A 19857-nucleotide genomic window follows, 5' to 3' on the forward strand; every position below is an offset into this window, starting at 1 on the left:
CCAAAAAGCTTGGAAAATCGCCGGACCGCTTTTTTCCAGAAGGGCCTGGGAAACGAAAAACGTAAAAGTTACACCACTTTATCCTGATCGAAACAGCCTTTTTGACCTGGCTAACCAAAGAGGGCTATGCCCAGAGGTGTAACCAGAAGCGGATGGGGCGGTACCTGGACTTTGCGCCCAAAGGCTTTGCCGAAGGCCTCTGCAAAACCACTTAAATAAGCCGTCCCGCCCACGACATAAACCGGATATTCCCGGCTTTCTTCATGACCGCGCAGCATTTGATTCACAATCGTCGCCATTTTTTCAATAACCGGCAGCACCACCGGCAGTAACTCACGGTGACGAGCCGGATCTTTTTTCATCTGTTCCGCCTGCTCAAAAGGAATTTTGTAAGAACCGGCGATTACCAGCGACACATGCTCACCGCCGGTTGGCTCATCGGCCGTAAACAACAATTTTCCCTCTTTTAATACGGCAATCCCTGTTGTGCCGCCGCCAATATCCACCACGATGCCATGGTCAATCCCCAGCGCCTTAGCGGCCGCCACCGGTTCATCCACCTGGCAGACGGGCTCCAGGCCTGCTCCGGCAATGACATGGCTGCAGGCCGCAGCATTCCGCCCTACCGTTCCCGGCGGAATGGCAGTTGCCCCCTTTTCCAGTGTACAGCCCAGCCGTTCTTCTACTTCTTGCTTTAACTCAGCTACCATCCGCACCGCTCCGCTGAAATCAACTACCAGACCGTCTTTTACAACCGATGCCCAGCGCATGGCCCCCGCAACCGGTCTGCCGTCTTCGTTTGTAACCACCAAAACAATATCCGCTGTCCCTAAATCCACCCCCACCCTATACGGCCCCGGCACAGCTGCTACCGTACGAGTCTGGATTAACCGGTGCAACAACTGAATGTTTTCATACATCCCCCTCACCCTTCCAACTTTCCATAATCAGTGCTGAAACCTTCCTGCCAAGCTTACTTTTCCCCGTGCTTCTTTTTTCTTGCATTCCGGTCACGGCAGGGTACAAATCTTTCCATTTCTATTGTAGCATTATTTTTGCCCCATAAAATAGAAAAATCCCTTAAAACCAAAAGTTTTAAAGGCGAAACTGCAGGATTTCATTAACTTATAAGGATTTCCGCTTTATGACAATCTGATTAATACAAGGTTTATCATACCGAATAAGATACCAAGTATCATAGTTGCCCTGGCGAATTGCTCGTCAAGTCCTCTTTTTTTGCCGCCAAACATGGTCTCGGCACCGCCGGCAATGGAGCCTGACAGTCCGCCGCCCTTCCCTGACTGCAGTATGACAGACAATATCAACGCAATGGACACGATCGCATCTACCACCTGTAAGGCCGTAATCATGACTATACACCCCTGTCAATTATTTGCCTGCTGCTTTCCTACGGTAAAATACCGTAACCATAGTTATGGCAAAACATTATGATATCACCCATGTTCTTATTTTCCCATTTTGCCCAAAGTCTATACCGTTTTTTAGAAAAACAAAGAAGACCGCAGGTTCCCCTGCAGTCTTCTTGATTTCCCTGCTTATTTTTTCAGGTTGTAGAATACGTCGCGGCCTTTATACTGTGCAGTGGAACCAAGCTGTTCTTCGATACGGAGCAACTGGTTGTATTTAGCTACACGGTCGGTACGGGCCGGTGCGCCGGTTTTGATTTGTCCTGCATTGACTGCTACAGCAATGTCGGCAATGGTGGCATCTTCGGTTTCACCGGAACGGTGAGAGATGATAGCCGTATAGCCGGCGCGTTTTGCCATCTCAATAGCGTCAAAAGTTTCGGTCAGACTGCCGATCTGGTTAACTTTTACCAGAATGGAGTTTGCCGTTTCAGCGGCGATACCGCGGCTTAAGCGTTCGGTATTGGTAACGAACAGGTCGTCGCCAACCAACTGTACTTTTTTGCCAAGTTTTTCAGTTAAGAGTTTCCAGCCTTCCCAATCGTCTTCAGCCATACCGTCTTCGATGGAAATGATCGGATATTTTCCAACCAGTTGCGTGTAGAATTCAACCATTTCAGTAGAAGTTTTGACTACGCCTTCGCCTTCCAGGTTGTATTTGCCGTCTTTATAAATTTCGGAAGAAGCTACGTCCAAAGCGATGCAAACTTGTTCGCCGGGTTTGTAACCGGCTTTCTCTACTGCTTCCAGGATAACTTGAATAGCCTGTTCATTGGATTCTAAGTTCGGAGCGAAACCGCCTTCGTCACCGATAGCAGTGTTCAGTCCGCGACCCTTTAAAACGGCCTTCAGGTTGTGGTAGATCCCAGCGCACATGCTGAGCGCTTCGGCAAAGGATTTGGCGCCGACAGGCATAACCATGAATTCCTGAATGTCTACATTGTTGTCGGCATGGGCGCCGCCATTTAAGATGTTCATCATCGGTACAGGAAGCTGTTTGCCGTTTACACCGCCCAGATATTGATACAAAGGCAGGCCTAACGAAGCAGCGGCAGCTTTGGCTACAGCCATAGATACGCCCAGAATGGCATTGGCGCCTAATTTGCCCTTATTCGGAGTTCCATCCAGTTCGATCATAGCGGTATCGATTCCAACTTGATCAAGAGCGTCAAAACCGATAATTTCCGGAGCGATGATATCGTTAACATTTTCTACGGCTTTTAACACGCCTTTGCCCATGTAACGGCTTTTGTCACCGTCTCTGAGTTCCACGGCTTCATACATACCTGTGGAAGCGCCGGACGGAACGGCAGCACGTCCCAGAGTGCCGTCCTCTAAATATACGTCCACCTCAACAGTAGGGTTTCCGCGGGAATCCATAATTTCACGAGCTACAATATCAGTAATAATGGTTGACATTCGTATTGACCTCCTCATATTTATTGAAGCAATTTATTAGCAAGGGCTACCGTCTTTTCAATTAAAGACTGCAACCATATCGCAGGTTATTTTACCAGCAGCGTTTTTCCTGTCATTTCGGTGGGAATATCAATACCGGCCAATTCCAGCAAGGTCGGAGCAATATCCGCCAGTATGCCTTCACGCAGCTTGGCACCGCGATGTTTTTCCGAAACAAGGATAAACGGCACCGGATTGGTGGTATGGGCCGTAAATGGTCCGCCATTCTCCGGATCGACCATCATTTCCGCATTGCCATGGTCGGCTGTAATTAAGGTAATACCGCCCTGATCCCGCATGGCGTCGACAACACGCCCCACACAGGCATCCACCGTCTGTACGGCTTTAACGGCTGCTTCAAACACGCCGGTATGCCCGACCATGTCCCCATTGGCAAAGTTTAAAATGATTACGTCATGCTTGCCGGCTTTAATTTCAGCCACCACTTTATCGGTAACTTCCACCGCACTCATTTCCGGCTGCAAATCATAGGTCGCCACTTTGGGTGACGGAATAAGAATCCGTTCTTCCCCTTCATTCGGTTTTTCCTCGCCGCCGTTGAAGAAGAAGGTAACATGTGCATACTTTTCCGTTTCCGCTATGCGCAACTGTTTTAGACCGGCTGCGGCAAAAACCTCACCCAGCGTATTTTTCAGCACTTGCGGCTTGTAGGCAACTTCCACGTTCAGCGTTTCATCGTATTGGGTCATGGTCGCAAAGTAGAGCGGGAAGAAGCCGTTCCGGCGCTCAAATCCGTTAAATTCTTTATCAACAAAGGTACGGGTAAGTTCGCGTCCGCGGTCAGGACGGAAATTGAAGAAAATGGCTCCGTCATTGGCCTTGATGCCGCAATCACCGCAGCCGTCAATCACGGTAGGCAATACGAACTCATCGGTCTGCTCACGCTGGTAGGAAAGCTCTACCGCCTGACGGGCAGATACCGCCGTTTCCCCCTCGCGATACACCATGGCCGCATAGGCTTTTTCCACCCGCTCCCAGCGTTTGTCGCGGTCCATAGCATAGTAACGCCCTGAAACGGTGGCAATTTTCCCCACTCCGATTTCGATAATCTTAGACTCCAGGGCATCAATAAATTCCAAGGCACTGGACGGAGGAACATCGCGCCCATCCAGGAAGGTATGTACATAGACTTTTTCCAGCCGGTACTTCTTCGCTAATTTCAGCAAAGCATACAAATGCGTATTGTGGCTATGCACGCCGCCGTCCGACAACAGCCCCATCAGGTGCAGCGCCCCGCCGGCAGCTTTGGTCTGTTCTATAATCCCGCACAACACCGGATTGGCAAAGAATTCTCCCTCACGAATGGCTTTCGTAATTCTGGTCAATTCCTGATAAACGACACGTCCGGCACCAATATTCAAATGACCGACTTCCGAGTTGCCCATTTGACCGTCCGGCAAGCCTACGGCCTCACCGGAACAGGCCAGGGTGGTAGACGGGTATAATTCGGTTAACAGCTCCAAGTGCGATGGTTTTGCCTGTACGATAGCATTTGAGGGGTCCTTTACCTTGCCTAACCCCCACCCGTCCATGATGACGAGCGCAATAGGCGATTGCAATTTACTCACGCCATCACTCCCAATTTCCTTTAAGATTTTTAAGATTAGAATTTTACAATTTTGCTGAAGCCGGCGGCGTCGAGGGCTGCACCGCCCACCAAGGCGCCGTCAATATCGCTTTTGGACATCAAATCGGCAATATTGTCGGCTTTTACGCTGCCGCCATACTGGATTCTGACTTTAGTCGCAGCATCGGCGCCAAATTTGTCCGCAATCGTTTTACGGATAAAGGTACAAACCGCATTGGCATCATCGGAAGAAGCGGTACGTCCGGTACCAATAGCCCAAACCGGTTCGTAAGCAATAACCAGCCCGGCAACCTGTTCGGCCGTCAAACCGTCAAGACCGGCTACAACCTGGCCGCCAACGATTTTTTCCGTAATGCCTGCTTCACGTTCTTCCAGAGATTCACCCACGCAAACAATAGGCACAATCCCGTTAGCCAAAGCAGCTTTGGTACGCTTGTTTACGCTTTCATCGGTTTCGCCAAAATATTGGCGGCGTTCCGAATGGCCGACCAAAGTATATTCCGCACCGATGTCTTTGAGCATGCCAGGAGAGATTTCACCGGTATAAGCGCCTTTGGCTTCCCAGTGAATATTTTGTGCACCTAATTTTACGTTTGTCCCGGCAATGGCTTCTTTAACCGCAGCCAACACCGTGAAAGCCGGACAAACAACTACGTCCACGTCTTTGACATCGCTAACCAGGCTGCTCAGTTCTTTTGCCAGGGCAACGCCTTCCGCGGTGGTTTTATTCATTTTCCAGTTACCGGCGATAATCGGTTTACGCATAATCATCCACTCCCATAATTTTTTGACCTAGACACCACAGCTTTACGCTGCGGCGTCTAGGCAATACCTTCGGTTTATTTATCCTGTAGCGCAGCAATACCGGGAAGCACTTTGCCTTCCAGATATTCCAGTGAAGCGCCGCCACCGGTGGAAATATGGGTAATTTTATCGGATAAGCCTACTTTCTGCAATGCGGCAATGGAATCGCCACCGCCGACAACGCTGATGGCATCCGAATCAGCAACTGCTTTAGCCACCGCTTTGGTACCTGCAGCAAAGGCATCCATTTCAAATACGCCCATCGGTCCGTTCCAAACCACGGTTTTAGCACCTTTTAAAGCATTGGCAAACGCTTCGGCTGATTTCGGTCCAATGTCCAGTGCCATCCATTCAGCCGGAATAGCGTCAATGCCGACAACCTTGCTTTCGGCATCAGCGGCAAACTTGTCGGCAACCACCATATCGGTAGGCAGCAGCAAATTAACGCCTTGTTCTTTTGCCTGGGCAATCAAGGATTTAGCCAAATCAAGCTTTTCCGCTTCCACTAAGGATTTACCGGTGGCATAGCCTTGCGCAGCCACAAAGGTATTGGCCATACCGCCGCCAATGATTAAAGTATCCACTTTTTTCAGCAGGTTTTCAATAACGCCGATTTTGTCGGATACTTTGGCACCGCCGATAATGGCAACAAACGGGCGGGTCGGGTTAGCCACAGCCTGCCCGACAAATTTAATTTCTTTTTCCATCAGAAAACCGGCTACCATCGGCAGATGTTTGGTAACACCTTCCACCGACGCATGCGCCCGGTGCGATACGCCAAAAGCATCATTTACACCGATATCGGCCAATTTAGCCAGTTTTTCAGCAAATTCCGGACCGTTCTTTTCTTCTTCCTTATAGTATCTCAGATTTTCCAGCAACAATACTTCGCCCGGTTTCAGGTTTTTAGCCATTTCAACTGCGACCTCGCCAACGCAGTCAGGGGCAAATTTCACTTCCCGGCCTAATAACCGGGAAAGTCTTTTGCCTACGGGAGCTACGGTAAACTCAGGTACCGGCTGTCCTTTCGGACGGCCCAAATGGCAGCCAAGAATTAAAGCCGCACCTTTTTCCAGAAGATAATTGAGTGTCGGCAAGGTAGCGGTGATACGGGTATCATTCGTAATATTGCCTTCTTTGTCCATCGGAACATTGTAGTCAACACGCACAAAGACTTTTTTTCCGGCTACATCGATGTCTCTAATAGACTTTTTATTCACGTTCGTACCTCCTAAAAAGGGTCACAGCATATAGTGTGACCCTCTTTTGGTTAATTAATAATATTTATTGCCGTGGTTGTAACCAACGGTAAGGCCGGGCCTTACATTTCAATTACTTAAGTTCTGCGAAGTATTTAATGGTGCGAACCATTTGGCTGGTATAGCTGTTTTCATTGTCGTACCAGGAAACAACCTGTACTTGTGTTAAGCCATTGTCCATAGGAGCAACCATAGTTTGCGTAGCATCAAACAGCGAACCGTACCGGATACCGATGATATCGCTGGATACCAGTTCTTCTTCGGTGTAACCGAAAGATTCGTTGGTAGCGGCTTTCATAGCGGCATTGATTTGATCTTTCGTTACGGAGCCTTCCACAACGGCAACCAGGATGGTGGTAGAACCGGTAGGAGTAGGAACGCGTTGTGCCGAACCGATTAATTTACCGTTCAATTCAGGGATAACCAAACCGATAGCTTTAGCAGCGCCAGTGGAGTTAGGAACGATATTGATTGCTGCGGCACGGGATCTTCTCAGGTCGCCTTTTTTCTGCGGGCCGTCAAGAGTCATTTGGTCTCCGGTATAGGCATGGATGGTGGACATAATGCCACTCTTAACAGGAGCCAGTTTATGAAGCGCCAAAGCCATAGGAGCCAGGCAGTTGGTGGTGCAGGAAGCTGCGGAAATAACCGTGTCGCTGGCTTTCAAGGTTTGATGGTTTACATTGTAAACGATAGTAGGAAGATCGTTTCCTGCCGGAGCGGAGATAACAACTTTTTTAGCACCTGCTTTAACATGGGCAGAAGCTTTTTCTTTGGAAGTGAAGAAACCTGTGCATTCCAGGACAACGTCCACGCCCAGCTTACCCCAAGGCAACTCTTCCGGTTTAGCCTGAGCATAGATTTTGATTTCCTTGCCGTTAACAGTGATGGAGTCTTCGCCTGCAGTTACTTTGTCAGCTAAAGCGTATCTGCCCTGAGCGGAATCATATTTCAACAAGTGTGCAAGTACTTTGGGACTGGTTAAGTCATTGATTGCAACGACTTCATATCCTTCCGCTCCGAACATCTGACGAAATGCAAGACGTCCAATACGTCCAAAACCATTAATAGCTACTTTTACTGCCATTCTTAAAATACCCCCATACATTTATTTTTTTATACTTAACGATTCCTCGGAAAAGAAACCGCTAACACCGACATAATTTCTGAATGGAACGGGCCGCCGCCTCGTCAGTGACCAGCACATCCTGCTGCCCGGCGCGAATCACCGCCACAATGGCCTCGGCCTTTTCCCGGCCGCCGGCAACGGCGATAACCGTACCAACCCCGGCTAAATCCTCCAGCCGGAGACCGACACTGTTGGTTATATAGACCGGCTCACCCGCTAAGGTACAATAATGTCCCAAGGTTTCCCCCACCGCGCCCCGACGCAGGATTTCGTTTACAATCCGTTTGTCCAGACCGCGGCGCACAGCCATTTTCTTAGCCTGACCAATACTATGTACTAAAATATCGGCTTTTTTGATCATTTGCGCTACCGCCGGCACATTCGGGTCACTGGCTAAAATGGCTTCCACCACTTCTTCGCTGACCCGCTCCGGCATATGCAGCAGACGATAGCGGCCGCCAAGCTTGGTAGCCATTTTAGCGGCGATGGTATTGGCCTGATACTCCATTTTTTCACCCAAACCGCCCCGGGCGGCCACAACGGTCGTTGTGGGCTGTGTCATATAAATGCCTTCAGCCACCATGGCCATGGTGGAGCCTCCGCTGACGGCAATGGTCATATTATCTCCCAAATATTCTCCTAATACACCGGCGGCCACCCGGCCCAGTTCACGTTGCACCAAACTATCCTCATCACTGTCCCCCGGAATGACAATGACTCTTTTAATTCCCAGCTTCCGCGACAATTCGGTTTCCAGAGCGGAAAAACCGTGGAGCAGGTGCACATATTCGCCGATATCCCGTAAACCGGCTTCACCCTCTGAAGTTACCCTCATACCCATTAAAGAAAATTCAACCATGCCTGCTTCTTTCAAAAAATCCACTTGTACCCGTACAGCCCGTTCGCCAACCCCCAGCAACCCCGCCAAGGCGCGGCGGCCGATGGGTTCGTTATAACGGATATGCCTTAGGATGTTATACCGTTCTTCAATAGTATGTATCAGATCAGGTGCAAATTTACGATGCAGCTGTACAATTTTTTCCAAGATTTGTTCCCTCCGGGACTCAATGTGTCCCACCGGTTCATATTGCGTCCCATCATTATCAAAAAAATTTATCCAACTACATAGAAACAATTTTTTCTTTATCTTTTATTCTCATTCGCCACCTGACCAGAAAATCCTGCCTGTATAAACAAAATTTTATAGAGCCTGTAAATATTTTTTCATAAGTACAGCAGGCAACCCGCCGCCTTGGCCGCAGTTTGCCTGCTGAATAAGCTTTACGTGGCTACTTCTTCCGGTTACTAAGCTGAGTGGAAATTACGCGATCGCATTCTTAATCAGTGTGATCGGATGAACGGCTTTGAGACCCGTACCGTGTGTGATTTGCATCCGGCAGGTGCCGCAATCGGAAGCAACCAGATTGACATGGCTTTGTTTTATTTTTTCAAACAGGGCACTGCCGACCTGCATAGAGATATCGTATTTTTCTTCCTTAAAGCCATAACTGCCGGAAATTCCGCAGCAGCCGGCATCGGCATCAATGACTTCCAACCCGGGGATATTTTCCAAAAGATCCACGCTCGGCCGGCCAATTCCCTGTGCCCGCAAGTGGCAGGGCGCATGATATACGATGCGTTCTTTCATCGGCTTAAATTTAAACGGTAATTTTCCTTCATTATATAGGTCCAGTAAAAACTCGGTGGCGTTATACATCTGAGCGGCCACTTTATCGTTGCCGGGAATATCAAACAGTTCCTGATATTCCTGCTGCAGCATCAAATGACAACTGGTACAGCAGGTAACGATCGGATAGCCTTTATCCGCCCATTTGGCCAGTTCCTTAATATTAATGTGCGCATTTTTTTCTGCTTCGTCCAAATAACCGCTGGCCACCATCGGCGTACCGCAGCAAACAAATTCTTCCGGTACAAGCACTTCATATCCGGCCGCCTGCATAACGTCAACAAAATCCATCCCCACCTGCGGGTCATTGTAGTTAATAAAACAGCCAGGATAGAAAATCACTTTATTCTCACCGGGTTTTTGTTTTAGCTTTTTAAAACGCTGATAAAAGGTTCTGCTGGCATAAGAAGGCAAGGAGCGTTTATCCGTCAATCCGATTTGCTTCATGATGGCTTTATTGATCGGGTTGGACAAGGCAAAGTTGGTAATGCCTGCAAACGGGCTGGCCAGTTTTCCCATCGTTTCACCGTGAGCCAGCATCCAGTCGCGCAGACTGTGTTTATGGGTTTTGTAGTACTCCGCTTTTGCCCGGACATTTAATGTGGATATCGGCACACCGGAAGGACAGCTGATATCACAGTTTTTACAGTTGGAGCAATAATCCAGTGAAGGTTCTATATCATTACTGGAATAACGGAATCTTTCCAGCGCCGGGCCAACCAGTTTCGGCCCGCGGAATTTATTGGTAGCGGCCGTTACCGGACAATGCGCGACACACGAAGTACATGAGATGCACTCGTCTGGTAAATGTTGATTTTTTTTCATGATATATTCTCTCCTTAATTTTTAGACCGACATACCGGCATGATAGCCCGAAGCCATAGCCACGCCGTTACCGGATTTTTCAAGGCAATAATCATACCCGGGCAGATTACGGCCTGCCACAAATACATTCTCCAGAATCAGCCTGCCATTTTCATCAACCGGCTGGAGATTATTATCGACTCTGATGCCGATTTGAGCGAAAGGCTGGCCATTTTGCGCAAACAATTTAAGGTCGCCCCAGTTGTCCTGATTCATATCTCCTGCCAGCGGCAACTTGAAAATGGGCTCGCTGGCCGTGCCCGGCCCCGATACCAGTCCGCCTCCGAAGAATCCGCCGGTGGCCAGCACAAAACTTTTGGCGTAAAAAATACGTTCCCGTGCCATGGTGCTGACAACGACTCCTCTACCAATAGCATTTTCCACAATGGAGCCGGTAATATTCACTTGTTCGGCAACAGCCACACCTATTTTTTTAATATAATTCATAAACAGACTGCGCAGCCTATACCCTGTTACTCCCGGCGGCATGCCCAGCAGTTCCACAATCTTACACTGTAAAGCACCCTCCAACTCGTCGCGGACGGCATAACTCGGTTTACTGCCCAGTACCGGCGGTACCAATACCACCGTTCCCGGTTTTACAGCCCCTTTCAACTGGCTGACAAACTGACTGCGTCCATCCGGAGTATCCATCCAGCGGGCCACATCGAGAGCATTAAAATCACGTCCGGGTTCCCCCTGCCTGATATCAATATTAATCATGTCATATTGCTTATCATAACCGGCAATACGGGACAAGCCCTTGGCAACCACCTGCGGATAATAATCCTTCAGTTTTTCAAAACCAACAACCAGAACCCGTTCCGCCGCGGCAATAACCGATGAATCCATAGTCTTGGGAATCAGCCCGGTCGGTTTGAGGGTTCCCGCCGCAGTGGGAAGAAACGAATTTTTCTCCAAACTGCCGGTATATTCAAACCCTTCCGTTTTGCATACATCCAGAAAGAACTGAGCGGCAGCCGCCACTTTTTCCGTTCCCAGACGGGCATACGGATGCGTCGGCGGTAATTTCGCCACTGCGGAATAAAAATCATTCACTATGCTTTTGTCCGGCAAATAACCCAAAAGATCGACTGTCCCACTGCCAAAAGCCACGGCCCCTGTCCCTTTGGCCATGAGCATAACCTTTTTCCCTCGCTTTGCGGCGGCCGCAGCCGCTACCAGGCCGGTCAAACCGGCTCCTATAACAATTACATCATATTCTTTCATGATGAAATCTCCCCATCTATATTTAAAGTCGCCTGATAAATCCCGCGCATGAGTTCCATCTCCCGGAGCTGATTTCCCCATAAGGCGGCACGAATTCCACTCCAGCGTGACTGCAGGAAGCCCTGCAAAAGTTCGGAAGAGTTATCATTATCCAATAATTCATTGGCTACCACTACGCCGACGCTGCGGAAAGCACAGAACGAACCCTGACAGGTTCCCATGCCCATTCTCGTCTTACGGCGGATATCATCCAAATTGTAGCTGGTATTTTCAGCTGCCATTTCCTCGATTTCCGCTAACGTGACCATTTCACATTCACAGACCAACTGCCGTTTTTCCGGTTTTTGCTTCATGCGGTCGACCACATTGTCAAATTTCTCTCCCAGGCGGGAAATAGCCACCTCGGCACCATAAGAGGGAAAATACTTTTTGGCTTCGGCAATTTTTTCCGCCGGCTGGTCTTCCACCAACGGCTCAATTGCCGTACGACATTCTGCGTTTACCTGCAGCTTCTTACAAACAACATCGGCCATTCTTTCGGCCATTAGACGATAGGTTGTCAGTTTCCCGCCAACGATGGTAACCAGGCCTTCCAGTCCATCCTTGGCATGATCAATAATGGTAAAGTTACGGGAAGCCGCCCGTCCGGCCGCATCCGGATTCGCACTATACAGCGGTCTGGTACCGGCAAAAGCGCGCAGGATGCGGTAATGATAAATATCTTCAAATAATCCTTCACCGATCTTTAACAGCTTAATTACGTCTTCGGTGCGGGGGATGGTGTCATCCGGCCGTTCAGCCGCTTCCGAGGTTGTCCCCAGAATGGTAATCGATCCATGGGGCACAAAAATATCGCCGTCGGAAGGAGGACGCAGGCGATTCACTACCCGGCTGGTAAAACGGTGATTAAAAGCAACCAGCGTTCCTCTGTCAGGTTTCACATTCACGCTGAGGCCGGCAAACCCGACGATGTGTCCTACCCAGGATCCCGCTGCGTTGACAATACATTCACAGGCAATTTGATCGGTTTCACCGGTCAGGGTATTGCGCACCTTCACCCCGGTCACCCGGCCATTGGATTGTTCAATGCCAATGACTTCGGTATAGGTCATAACCTTGCCGCCATACCGTTTAGCCGACATGACATTCTGCCAGGCCAGACGGAATCCGTCGATAGCCGAGTCAGGCACCCGGTAAACGGACAAAGCCCGTCGTGTAAGGTTAGGCTCCAGGCGGACGGCCTCCTCCGGAGTAATCTGAATGGTGGAAATCCCCACCTTTTTACAGGCCTCCACCCATTTGGCTTCAAAACTTTCGTCATCCTCAGGGAGGCGCACAAAAAAGCCTTCGGTTTCCTCCACACAATGCCGGCCAATTTTGCGCAAAATCATGTTTTCCTCAATACATTCCTGCGCTGATTCGGCATCTTTTACGGCATAACGGCCGCCACTGTGCAGTAATCCATGAAAACGTGAACTGGTTCCATAGACCAAATCGCGCTGTTCCAGCAAAATGGCCTTTACACCACGCATCGATAAGTCACGTAATACACCTACACCGGTGGCGCCGCCGCCGATAACCACAACTGTCGTCTGCTGCATAATAAGACTCCTTTCATCTGTTTAAGAACTATAAAATTATTAATGAAAAAAGATTTTCAGTCATAGCACTATCTCTATACCTGCCCTATAGTACCATGGCTCAATAGCTTTTTTACTATAGTATAAACTCAGCCGTACCGGTCAATAACAAAAATTCAGAAAAATCATATCAGGACTTATTACCGTAAACAAACTAAATAGAGAAGCCCCCAAATAAGACTATGCCTTCATAGTTTATTAATGGACTTCTCTTTGCTTTTGCGTCCCTGTATAGGTTTACTTGTCCTGCTACATCTATCATATAATAAAAATCTGAATACTGCAATATATTATTTTTAACAAGTGTTAAGCCGCTGAGAAATTGTAAATAATTTTCGCATAAATAGCCGTCCGGCTTCGCCTTCCCTTTCCCGATACAAAGGCGGGGAAAGCCGCTCTTTTTACCAATACCGGAAGAGCTGCTTTCCCCTGTTTTTTAGACTGTCCTTTACTCTTCTTCCCAGTCCATCGAACGTTTAACGGCTTTTTGCCAGCCGGCATACAGCTTTTTAGCTTCCCGGGCGTCCAGTGTCGGAGCAAAGGATTTATCGATCTTCCAGCTTGATCCCAGTTCCTTTTTATCCTTCCACACTCCCACCGCCAAACCGGCCAGATAAGCAGCCCCCAGTGCAGTTGTTTCGATAATTTGCGGCCGGTCGACCGGAACGCCTAAGATATCGGCCTGGAACTGCATAAGAATATTATTGGCTACCGCACCGCCGTCCACTTTCAGCGCCTGCAGTTTGATTCCGGAATCCGCTTCCATGGCGCTAAGGACATCCTTCGTCTGATAAGCCAGTGAATTCAAGGTAGCCCGGACAATATGAGCCCGTTTTACGCCTCGGGTAAGTCCGAAAATAGCACCTCTGGCTTTCATATCCCAATACGGTGCGCCTAATCCAACAAAAGCCGGCACCACATAAACGCCTTCGGTATCTTTTACCTTGCCGGCTACATACTCGGAATCCGGCGCGTCTTCAATCATCCGCAAGCCGTCGCGCAGCCATTGAATGGCGGAACCGGCAACAAAAATACTGCCCTCCAGCGCATATTCCACTTTGCCGTCAATCCCCCAGGCAATGGTAGTAACCAGCCCGTTAGCCGATTTATACACTTTGGAGCCGGTATTCATCAACATGAAGCAGCCGGTGCCATAGGTATTCTTTGCCATGCCTTCTTCAAAACAAGTCTGCCCGAACAAAGCGGCCTGCTGGTCACCGGCAGCGCCGGCAATGGGTACGGAAGCTCCCAGGAACACTTCCGGAGAGGTAGTGCCGTACACTTCGCTGGACGGACGGACTTCCGGCAGCAGGCATGCGGGAACGGTCAAGGCTGCCAGCAATTCTTCATCCCATTTGAGTTCATTAATATTATACATCAACGTCCGGGAAGCATTGGAATAATCGGTAACATGCACTTTCCCGCCGGTCAGTTTCCAAATCAGCCAGGTATCCATGGTACCAAACAGCAATTCGCATTTTTCCGCTCTCTCCCGTACCCCGGGCACATTATCCAAAATCCATTTCACTTTTGTACCGGAAAAATAAGCATCCACAACCAAACCGGTTTTATCCCGGAAAGTCTGCTCCAGCCCCTTGGCTTTTAATTCATCACAAATGCCTGCCGTTTGGCGCGACTGCCAGACGATGGCATTGTATACCGGCTTGCCGGTAGCTTTGTCCCAGATCACGGTGGTCTCACGCTGATTGGTTATCCCGATGGCAGCAATGTCCGTCGCATTTAAACCCGCTTTGGCCACAGCCTCGGCTGCAACTCCGATCTGTGTGCTCCAAATTTCTTCCGCATTGTGCTCCACCCAGCCCGGTTTCGGGAAAATTTGCGTAAATTCCTTTTGCGATACCGCAACTATATTCGATTCATTATCAAAAATAATAGCCCGCGAACTGGTAGTGCCCTGATCCAACGCCATAACGTATTTTTTACTCACACCGATCTACTCCTTCATTTTTTATTAGCATCCGCGAAGATAAGCCTGTCGTCTGCTGCAGCTGAACAGTATCTACTAATTCTCCACGGCAAACCATCATGTGATAATATGATTAAATAATACCGGAAGCTTTGGCAATCACATAAGCAATACCGCCGCCAACCATCGGGGCAACAACCGGAATCCAGGCATATCCCCAATCGGAGGAACCCTTGCCGGCGATCGGCAATACGGCGTGGGCAATGCGGGGTCCCAGGTCACGGGCCGGATTTAAGGCATATCCGGTTGGTCCGCCCAGGCTCAAGCCCAAGGCCCAAATCAATATGCCTACCAGATAAGGACCGACTCCGGGAGGAATCGAACCGGTTGCTTTCGAAAAGATCACCCAGATGCCAAGCATTAACATGGCTGTGGCAATGACTTCACATAAAAAATTGGCCATCGTATTGCGGACTGCCGGACCGGTTGAGAAAACAGCCAGTTTAAGTCCGGGATCATCGGTAATTTCCCAGTGCGGCAGATAAGCCAGCCAAACAATAACGGCACCGACAAAAGCACCGGCCATTTCCGCCGCCATGGTGAAAAGCGCCTGGTCAGTGGCATACACACCGCCGGCCAGTAATTTGGCAAATGTCACCGCCGGATTCAGGTCGGCCTGCGGAGCCCCCGTTGCCTGTGCTGCAAAAACACCCAGAGAAACCGCAAAAGCCCATCCTGCCGTGATGACAATCCAGCCGCCACCGTTACCTTTTGAGTCCTTAAGTAAAACATTGGCAACAACCCCGCCGCCAAAAATAATTAACACCATTGTTCCGAAAAATTCACCAAACAAATTAGTCATTGACGTTCCTCCTTATTAGTATGAATGACTACTGGAATTCCCGAACTGCTCTTTTTCACCTCCTTGATTCTAGTTATATACAAGCAGCGGCAAATATATATAACCACTATTTTCTCCGCTGCTTTGTACAACCTGCTTCTAACAAAAAGAGTCCGAAAAAGAGCCATGGCACAACCATAACAATTTTTCGGACTTCTCTATCTCTAGCGTCCTTGCCTTATAAACTGCAGCCACATTGCTCCAGACTTTTTTCTTACCTTGTTAACAGCGAACTCCTGCCGCTTTATCCACATCCACCAGCCAGCCTTGACCTTTTACAAGCAGATGAAGATTTGCCAACATTCTAATACTATGACTATTCTGTATAATTCTAAATATTCCTGCAAAAATAAATAATTTTTTTTAAAAAGTCCTTTTGTTCTTAGTGTAAACAAAAGAAAAAATGGTTCTAAAAAGCATTTATAAGTAAAAAACGCTCTAGAACCATTCAACCAAACAGAATACATATTTAATTTTTTTATAAAGTTCGCCATCCAAATTATGTACGTACTATTTCTCCTCAGGCACAACAAAATTCCATAATTCCCGTTTGCTGGTACTCACCGAATATACGCCATTGCGCAATGCGGTCAGTACCTCCTCTTCCGTCTGGACCAGACCACCCGCCAGCAGCGGCAAACCGACTTCCGCAACCAGCTTCTTGATAATGTTGCTGGAAACGGTACCGGGTAAAATTTCGATCGCGTCCGGTTTTAAGGTCCGGGCAGCATTGATACCTGTCCGCACAGCCTCCGAGTCCATCAAAAAGAGTCTTTGAATGACAATCATACCATCCTCGTGTGCCATTCTGCCGATCTGAGTCTTGGTCGTAATGACAGCGGAAACTCCCTGCCGCGCTAAAAAATTAATTCCCGCTTTATCCCTGCCGATGCCTTCCAGTAAGTCCAAATGCAGTATCAATCGTTTTTTGTATTGCTTTGCCTGTTCCAATAAACTGGATATTGTATTAATATCCCCGAATAACACGATCACCCCCGGAGCCGCGGTGTGCATCATCGCATGTTTGAAATCCTGAATCGTACGAACTGCCGGAATAATAGGTCCATTGACAATCGTCTTTAAAATACCAGGAACCTGCAATCCTCATCCCCTCACAATCTTCTTTGTTAATAGTATGCATGGACATCAATGAATATAATTATAACGCCAAATTAAGCTTTCTCCAAATGTTTATTGTTTTCCTGCCGTTCAGGCGTCCCGTCAGCAGATACTCGGTGAATATTCTGCAAGGTAGAAATAGTTGCGTTGAATAATAGAAAGAATTTTGCAAAAAATATTGACAATTCCTGGTTGAAATACTATGATCTAATCAGCATCTGTGTTCAGACCTGGAATCTCGTGGCAATATCTTGATCTTTGTCCCTGTTACACCGATTATCCCTAAAAGTCATGTAAAGGAGGAGGTACTATGACGGATAAGAAAAATCAGTTCCAGGATCAAAACAGTTGCAGTACTGCCGGCATGGGCTTTGCCCGTACCGAAGGAGGGGCAAACATAGCACCGGAAAACTGCGGCTTGCCGCAAAGAGGCTTCGCCACTACCGATGCTGCTGAAAAAACCCCGGCTCCGGAGGAAACAGCAGAGGAAAATGACTGCAGCACCGCCGGTATGGGCTTTGCCCGTACGGATAAAACCAAAATAGCTGCCGAGAACTGCGCTTCTCCCGGCAAAGGTTTTGCCACAACCGACTTTGGCAAGAAAAAGTAACGTTCATAAAATCCAATCTTCCTGTTTGCAGGCTGCCGGCTTAGCGGACGATGCCTATGCACGGGGGGCTTGGGTTTTATTATATGTACTATTTTTAAATAAGGAGGTTTCTGGAGATGAAAAAAATCATTAATGTCCCGGAACAAGTGGTCGAGGACATGCTGCAGGGAATTGCTGCCGCGCATCCGCAATACGTCAAACGTCTGGAAGGTGCAAATGTGCTGGTGCGTGCCCAAAAAGCACCAAACAAAGTGGCTCTGGTCAGCGGCGGCGGCAGCGGCCACGAGCCGGCTCATGGCGGTTTTGTCGGCAAAGGCATGCTGGATGGCGCAGTGGCAGGTGCCGTGTTTACCTCCCCGACGCCCGACCAGGTATACGAAGCCGTCAAAGCCGTGGATAACGGCAGCGGCGTACTGCTGATCATCAAAAACTACACCGGTGATGTCATGAATTTCGAAATGGCTGCGGAAATGGCTGCGGCCGACGGCATTACGGTGGAAAGGGTCACGGTCAATGACGACGTAGCCGTGGAAAACAGTACCTGGACCATTGGCCGCCGCGGTATTGCCGGTACCATTTTTGTGCACAAGCTGGCCGGTGCCAAAGCGGAAACAGGAGCCGATCTGTCCGAAGTCAAACGCATTGCCGAAAAAACCATTCAAAATGTCCGCTCCTTTGGTATGGCCCTGTCACCCTGCACTGTACCGGCTGCCGGCAAACCCAGCTTCACCCTGGCGGAAAACGAAGTGGAAATCGGCATGGGCATTCACGGCGAACCGGGCACTCACCGTGAAATCATTCGCACGGCCGATGAAACGGCCGCCACGCTGCTGGATAAAATATTGGCCGATATGCCGGTTGCAGCCGGCGAAGAGGTGGCCGTACTCATTAACGGGCTTGGCGCAACGCCGGCCATGGAGCTCTACATAGTCAACAACAAAGTGGCTTCATTGTTAAAAGCTAAAGGCATTCATACCGTAAAAACCTTTGTCGGCAATTACATGACCTCGCTGGAAATGGCAGGATTCTCCATCACTCTTCTGAAACTGGACAGTGAACTGAAGGACTTGCTGCTGGCACCGGCAGACACCCCGGCTCTGGTTCAATTTTAAAGGAGGTCCTGTTAGACCATGGATAATACACTTTCCGCTCTTACCTGCGCCGTACAGGAAGCTATCAGCAGCCATAAAGACTGGCTGACCTCGCTGGATGCCGCCATCGGGGATGGCGATCACGGAATCAATATGGCACGGGGGTTCGAAGCCGTTACCGCTAAAATAGCCGGGTTACCCGCTGAAACAACGCCGGCGGCTTTACTAAAAACTATCGGTATGACCTTGATCTCCACCGTAGGCGGAGCCTCCGGGCCGCTCTATGGTACAGCCTTTCTCCGTGCCGCCGGGGAGGCTCCCCAGGAGTACGCTCCGCCGGATGCCCAAACGGTACAGGCCATGTTAGGTGCCGCTTTGCAGGGAATAAAAGACCGCGGCAAAGCCGTTTCCGGCGAAAAGACTATGCTCGACGCTCTGGAACCGGCTTATCAGGCCTTTACAGAAGCGCTGGAACAGAACCGGCCGCTGTCCGAATGCCTGGAAGCAGCCTGCGGTGCCGCCTCGCAGGGCGTCGAATATACAAAAACCATCGCTGCAACCAAAGGCCGCGCCAGCTATCTCGGGGAACGCAGCATCGGCCACCAGGATCCGGGTGCCTCCTCCTGTTATCTGATTCTAAGGACTATTACCGATTTTACGAAAAAAAATGCGGAGGTTAGTTAATTTGGTAGGTTTGGTTATTGTATCGCACAGCACGAAAATAGCCGAAGGAATCTGCGACATGGCTTATCAAATGGCCGGTTCCGGCCAGAAAATTATTGCCGCCGGCGGCACGGCTGATGGCGGTATCGGAACCGATCCGGTAAAAATAGCCGCAGCTTTACAGGCCGCCGATGACGGCAGCGGCGTGGTCATTCTGGCTGACCTGGGAAGTGCCGTGTTATCCGCCGATATGGCCCTGGAACTCATTGAAGAGCCATTAAGGAGCCGGGTAAAAATCGCCAATGCCCCCATTGTCGAAGGGGCCGTCAGCGCAGCCGTCCAGGCTTCTCTGGGTTCAGAACTGCCGGAAGTAGTCCGGACCGCCGAACAGGCTCGCAATCTGGAGAAAGTATAACGGAAAAAAAGAGAATGTTGCAAT

Annotated in this window: 18 protein-coding genes; 4 read left to right on the forward strand and 14 right to left on the reverse strand. The window is 49.3% G+C overall.

Features of this window, described 5'->3' with window-relative positions; all coding sequences use genetic code 11:
* Positions 1-110 precede the first annotated feature (110 nt).
* The 14 genes from eutJ to P22_RS02125 form a co-directional block, all read right to left on the reverse strand.
* The gene (eutJ, locus tag P22_RS02060; protein ID WP_054258553.1) at positions 111-920 is read right to left on the reverse strand and encodes an ethanolamine utilization protein EutJ; all 810 of its coding nucleotides are present in this window, start codon (positions 918-920) and stop codon (positions 111-113) included.
* Positions 921-1142: 222 nt separating this feature from the next.
* Positions 1143-1370, reverse strand: coding sequence for a preprotein translocase subunit SecG (gene secG, locus P22_RS02065; RefSeq protein ID WP_054258554.1), 228 nt, complete (start codon positions 1368-1370; stop codon positions 1143-1145).
* 186 nt (positions 1371-1556) lie between these two features.
* On the reverse strand, positions 1557-2846 hold the full coding sequence (gene eno / locus P22_RS02070) for a phosphopyruvate hydratase (RefSeq protein WP_054258555.1): 1290 nt from the start codon (positions 2844-2846) through the stop codon (positions 1557-1559).
* Positions 2847-2932: 86 nt separating this feature from the next.
* Positions 2933-4474, reverse strand: a complete 1542-nt coding sequence (gene gpmI, locus P22_RS02075; RefSeq protein WP_054258556.1) for a 2,3-bisphosphoglycerate-independent phosphoglycerate mutase — start codon at positions 4472-4474, stop codon at positions 2933-2935.
* 35 nt (positions 4475-4509) lie between these two features.
* Positions 4510-5259, reverse strand: coding sequence for a triose-phosphate isomerase (tpiA, locus tag P22_RS02080; RefSeq protein ID WP_054258557.1), 750 nt, complete (start codon positions 5257-5259; stop codon positions 4510-4512).
* Positions 5260-5333: 74 nt separating this feature from the next.
* Positions 5334-6518, reverse strand: a complete 1185-nt coding sequence (gene pgk / locus P22_RS02085) for a phosphoglycerate kinase (RefSeq protein WP_054258558.1) — start codon at positions 6516-6518, stop codon at positions 5334-5336.
* Between the two features lie 112 nt (positions 6519-6630).
* Entirely contained in the window at positions 6631-7644 is a 1014-nt protein-coding gene (gap, locus tag P22_RS02090) for a type I glyceraldehyde-3-phosphate dehydrogenase (protein ID WP_054258559.1), read from the reverse strand.
* A 61-nt stretch (positions 7645-7705) separates the two neighbouring features.
* Positions 7706-8731: a sugar-binding transcriptional regulator gene (locus tag P22_RS02095; protein ID WP_069972736.1), complete on the reverse strand. Its 1026-nt coding sequence runs from the start codon at positions 8729-8731 to the stop codon at positions 7706-7708.
* 276 nt (positions 8732-9007) lie between these two features.
* The gene (locus P22_RS02100; RefSeq protein WP_054258560.1) at positions 9008-10198 is read right to left on the reverse strand and encodes an anaerobic glycerol-3-phosphate dehydrogenase subunit C; all 1191 of its coding nucleotides are present in this window, start codon (positions 10196-10198) and stop codon (positions 9008-9010) included.
* A 21-nt stretch (positions 10199-10219) separates the two neighbouring features.
* Positions 10220-11467, reverse strand: coding sequence for an anaerobic glycerol-3-phosphate dehydrogenase subunit GlpB (glpB, locus tag P22_RS02105; RefSeq protein WP_054258561.1), 1248 nt, complete (start codon positions 11465-11467; stop codon positions 10220-10222).
* Complete coding sequence (gene glpA, locus P22_RS02110) at positions 11464-13068, reverse strand: anaerobic glycerol-3-phosphate dehydrogenase subunit GlpA (RefSeq protein WP_054258562.1); 1605 nt, start codon at positions 13066-13068, stop codon at positions 11464-11466. Before glpA ends, glpB begins: the two co-directional genes overlap by 4 nt.
* 487 nt (positions 13069-13555) lie before the next feature.
* Positions 13556-15055, reverse strand: coding sequence for a glycerol kinase GlpK (glpK, locus tag P22_RS02115; RefSeq protein ID WP_054258563.1), 1500 nt, complete (start codon positions 15053-15055; stop codon positions 13556-13558).
* A gap of 112 nt (positions 15056-15167) precedes the next feature.
* A complete protein-coding gene (locus P22_RS02120; RefSeq protein WP_054258564.1) occupies positions 15168-15896 on the reverse strand; it encodes an MIP/aquaporin family protein in 729 nt (242 codons plus the stop codon).
* Positions 15897-16445: 549 nt separating this feature from the next.
* Positions 16446-17036, reverse strand: a complete 591-nt coding sequence (locus tag P22_RS02125) for a glycerol-3-phosphate responsive antiterminator (RefSeq protein WP_054258565.1) — start codon at positions 17034-17036, stop codon at positions 16446-16448.
* Between the two features lie 328 nt (positions 17037-17364).
* On the opposite strand from P22_RS02125, the gene P22_RS02130 reads away from it, so the two are divergent.
* The 4 genes from P22_RS02130 (at position 17365) to dhaM (ending at position 19833) form a co-directional block, all read left to right on the forward strand.
* Positions 17365-17664 (forward strand): hypothetical protein, encoded by a 300-nt coding sequence (locus P22_RS02130; protein WP_054258566.1) that lies wholly within the window; start codon positions 17365-17367, stop codon positions 17662-17664.
* Between the two features lie 116 nt (positions 17665-17780).
* Complete coding sequence (gene dhaK / locus P22_RS02135; protein ID WP_054258567.1) at positions 17781-18776, forward strand: dihydroxyacetone kinase subunit DhaK; 996 nt, start codon at positions 17781-17783, stop codon at positions 18774-18776.
* Between the two features lie 18 nt (positions 18777-18794).
* A complete protein-coding gene (gene dhaL / locus P22_RS02140) occupies positions 18795-19439 on the forward strand; it encodes a dihydroxyacetone kinase subunit DhaL (RefSeq protein WP_054258568.1) in 645 nt (214 codons plus the stop codon).
* Between the two features lies 1 nt (position 19440).
* Entirely contained in the window at positions 19441-19833 is a 393-nt protein-coding gene (dhaM, locus tag P22_RS02145) for a dihydroxyacetone kinase phosphoryl donor subunit DhaM (protein ID WP_054258569.1), read from the forward strand.
* Positions 19834-19857 lie beyond the last annotated feature (24 nt).

The sequence above is a fragment of the Propionispora sp. 2/2-37 genome (assembly GCF_001298735.1).
In the GTDB taxonomy this organism is placed as follows: Bacteria; Bacillota; Negativicutes; order Propionisporales; family Propionisporaceae; genus Propionispora.

Excerpts from the sequence above, each read along its gene's own strand:
- P22_RS02130 (WP_054258566.1), top strand. The coding sequence starts at position 17,365 with ATGACGGATAAGAAAAATCAGTTCCAGGATCAAAACAGTTGCAGTACT.
- P22_RS02100 (WP_054258560.1), bottom strand. The coding sequence starts at position 10,198 with ATGAAAAAAAATCAACATTTACCAGACGAGTGCATCTCATGTACTTCG.
- dhaK (WP_054258567.1), top strand. The coding sequence starts at position 17,781 with ATGAAAAAAATCATTAATGTCCCGGAACAAGTGGTCGAGGACATGCTG.
- dhaL (WP_054258568.1), top strand. The coding sequence starts at position 18,795 with ATGGATAATACACTTTCCGCTCTTACCTGCGCCGTACAGGAAGCTATC.
- gap (WP_054258559.1), bottom strand. The coding sequence starts at position 7,644 with ATGGCAGTAAAAGTAGCTATTAATGGTTTTGGACGTATTGGACGTCTT.
- glpA (WP_054258562.1), bottom strand. The coding sequence starts at position 13,068 with ATGCAGCAGACGACAGTTGTGGTTATCGGCGGCGGCGCCACCGGTGTA.
- tpiA (WP_054258557.1), bottom strand. The coding sequence starts at position 5,259 with ATGCGTAAACCGATTATCGCCGGTAACTGGAAAATGAATAAAACCACC.
- secG (WP_054258554.1), bottom strand. The coding sequence starts at position 1,370 with ATGATTACGGCCTTACAGGTGGTAGATGCGATCGTGTCCATTGCGTTG.
- eutJ (WP_054258553.1), bottom strand. The coding sequence starts at position 920 with ATGTATGAAAACATTCAGTTGTTGCACCGGTTAATCCAGACTCGTACG.
- P22_RS02120 (WP_054258564.1), bottom strand. The coding sequence starts at position 15,896 with ATGACTAATTTGTTTGGTGAATTTTTCGGAACAATGGTGTTAATTATT.
- eno (WP_054258555.1), bottom strand. The coding sequence starts at position 2,846 with ATGTCAACCATTATTACTGATATTGTAGCTCGTGAAATTATGGATTCC.
- glpB (WP_054258561.1), bottom strand. The coding sequence starts at position 11,467 with ATGAAAGAATATGATGTAATTGTTATAGGAGCCGGTTTGACCGGCCTG.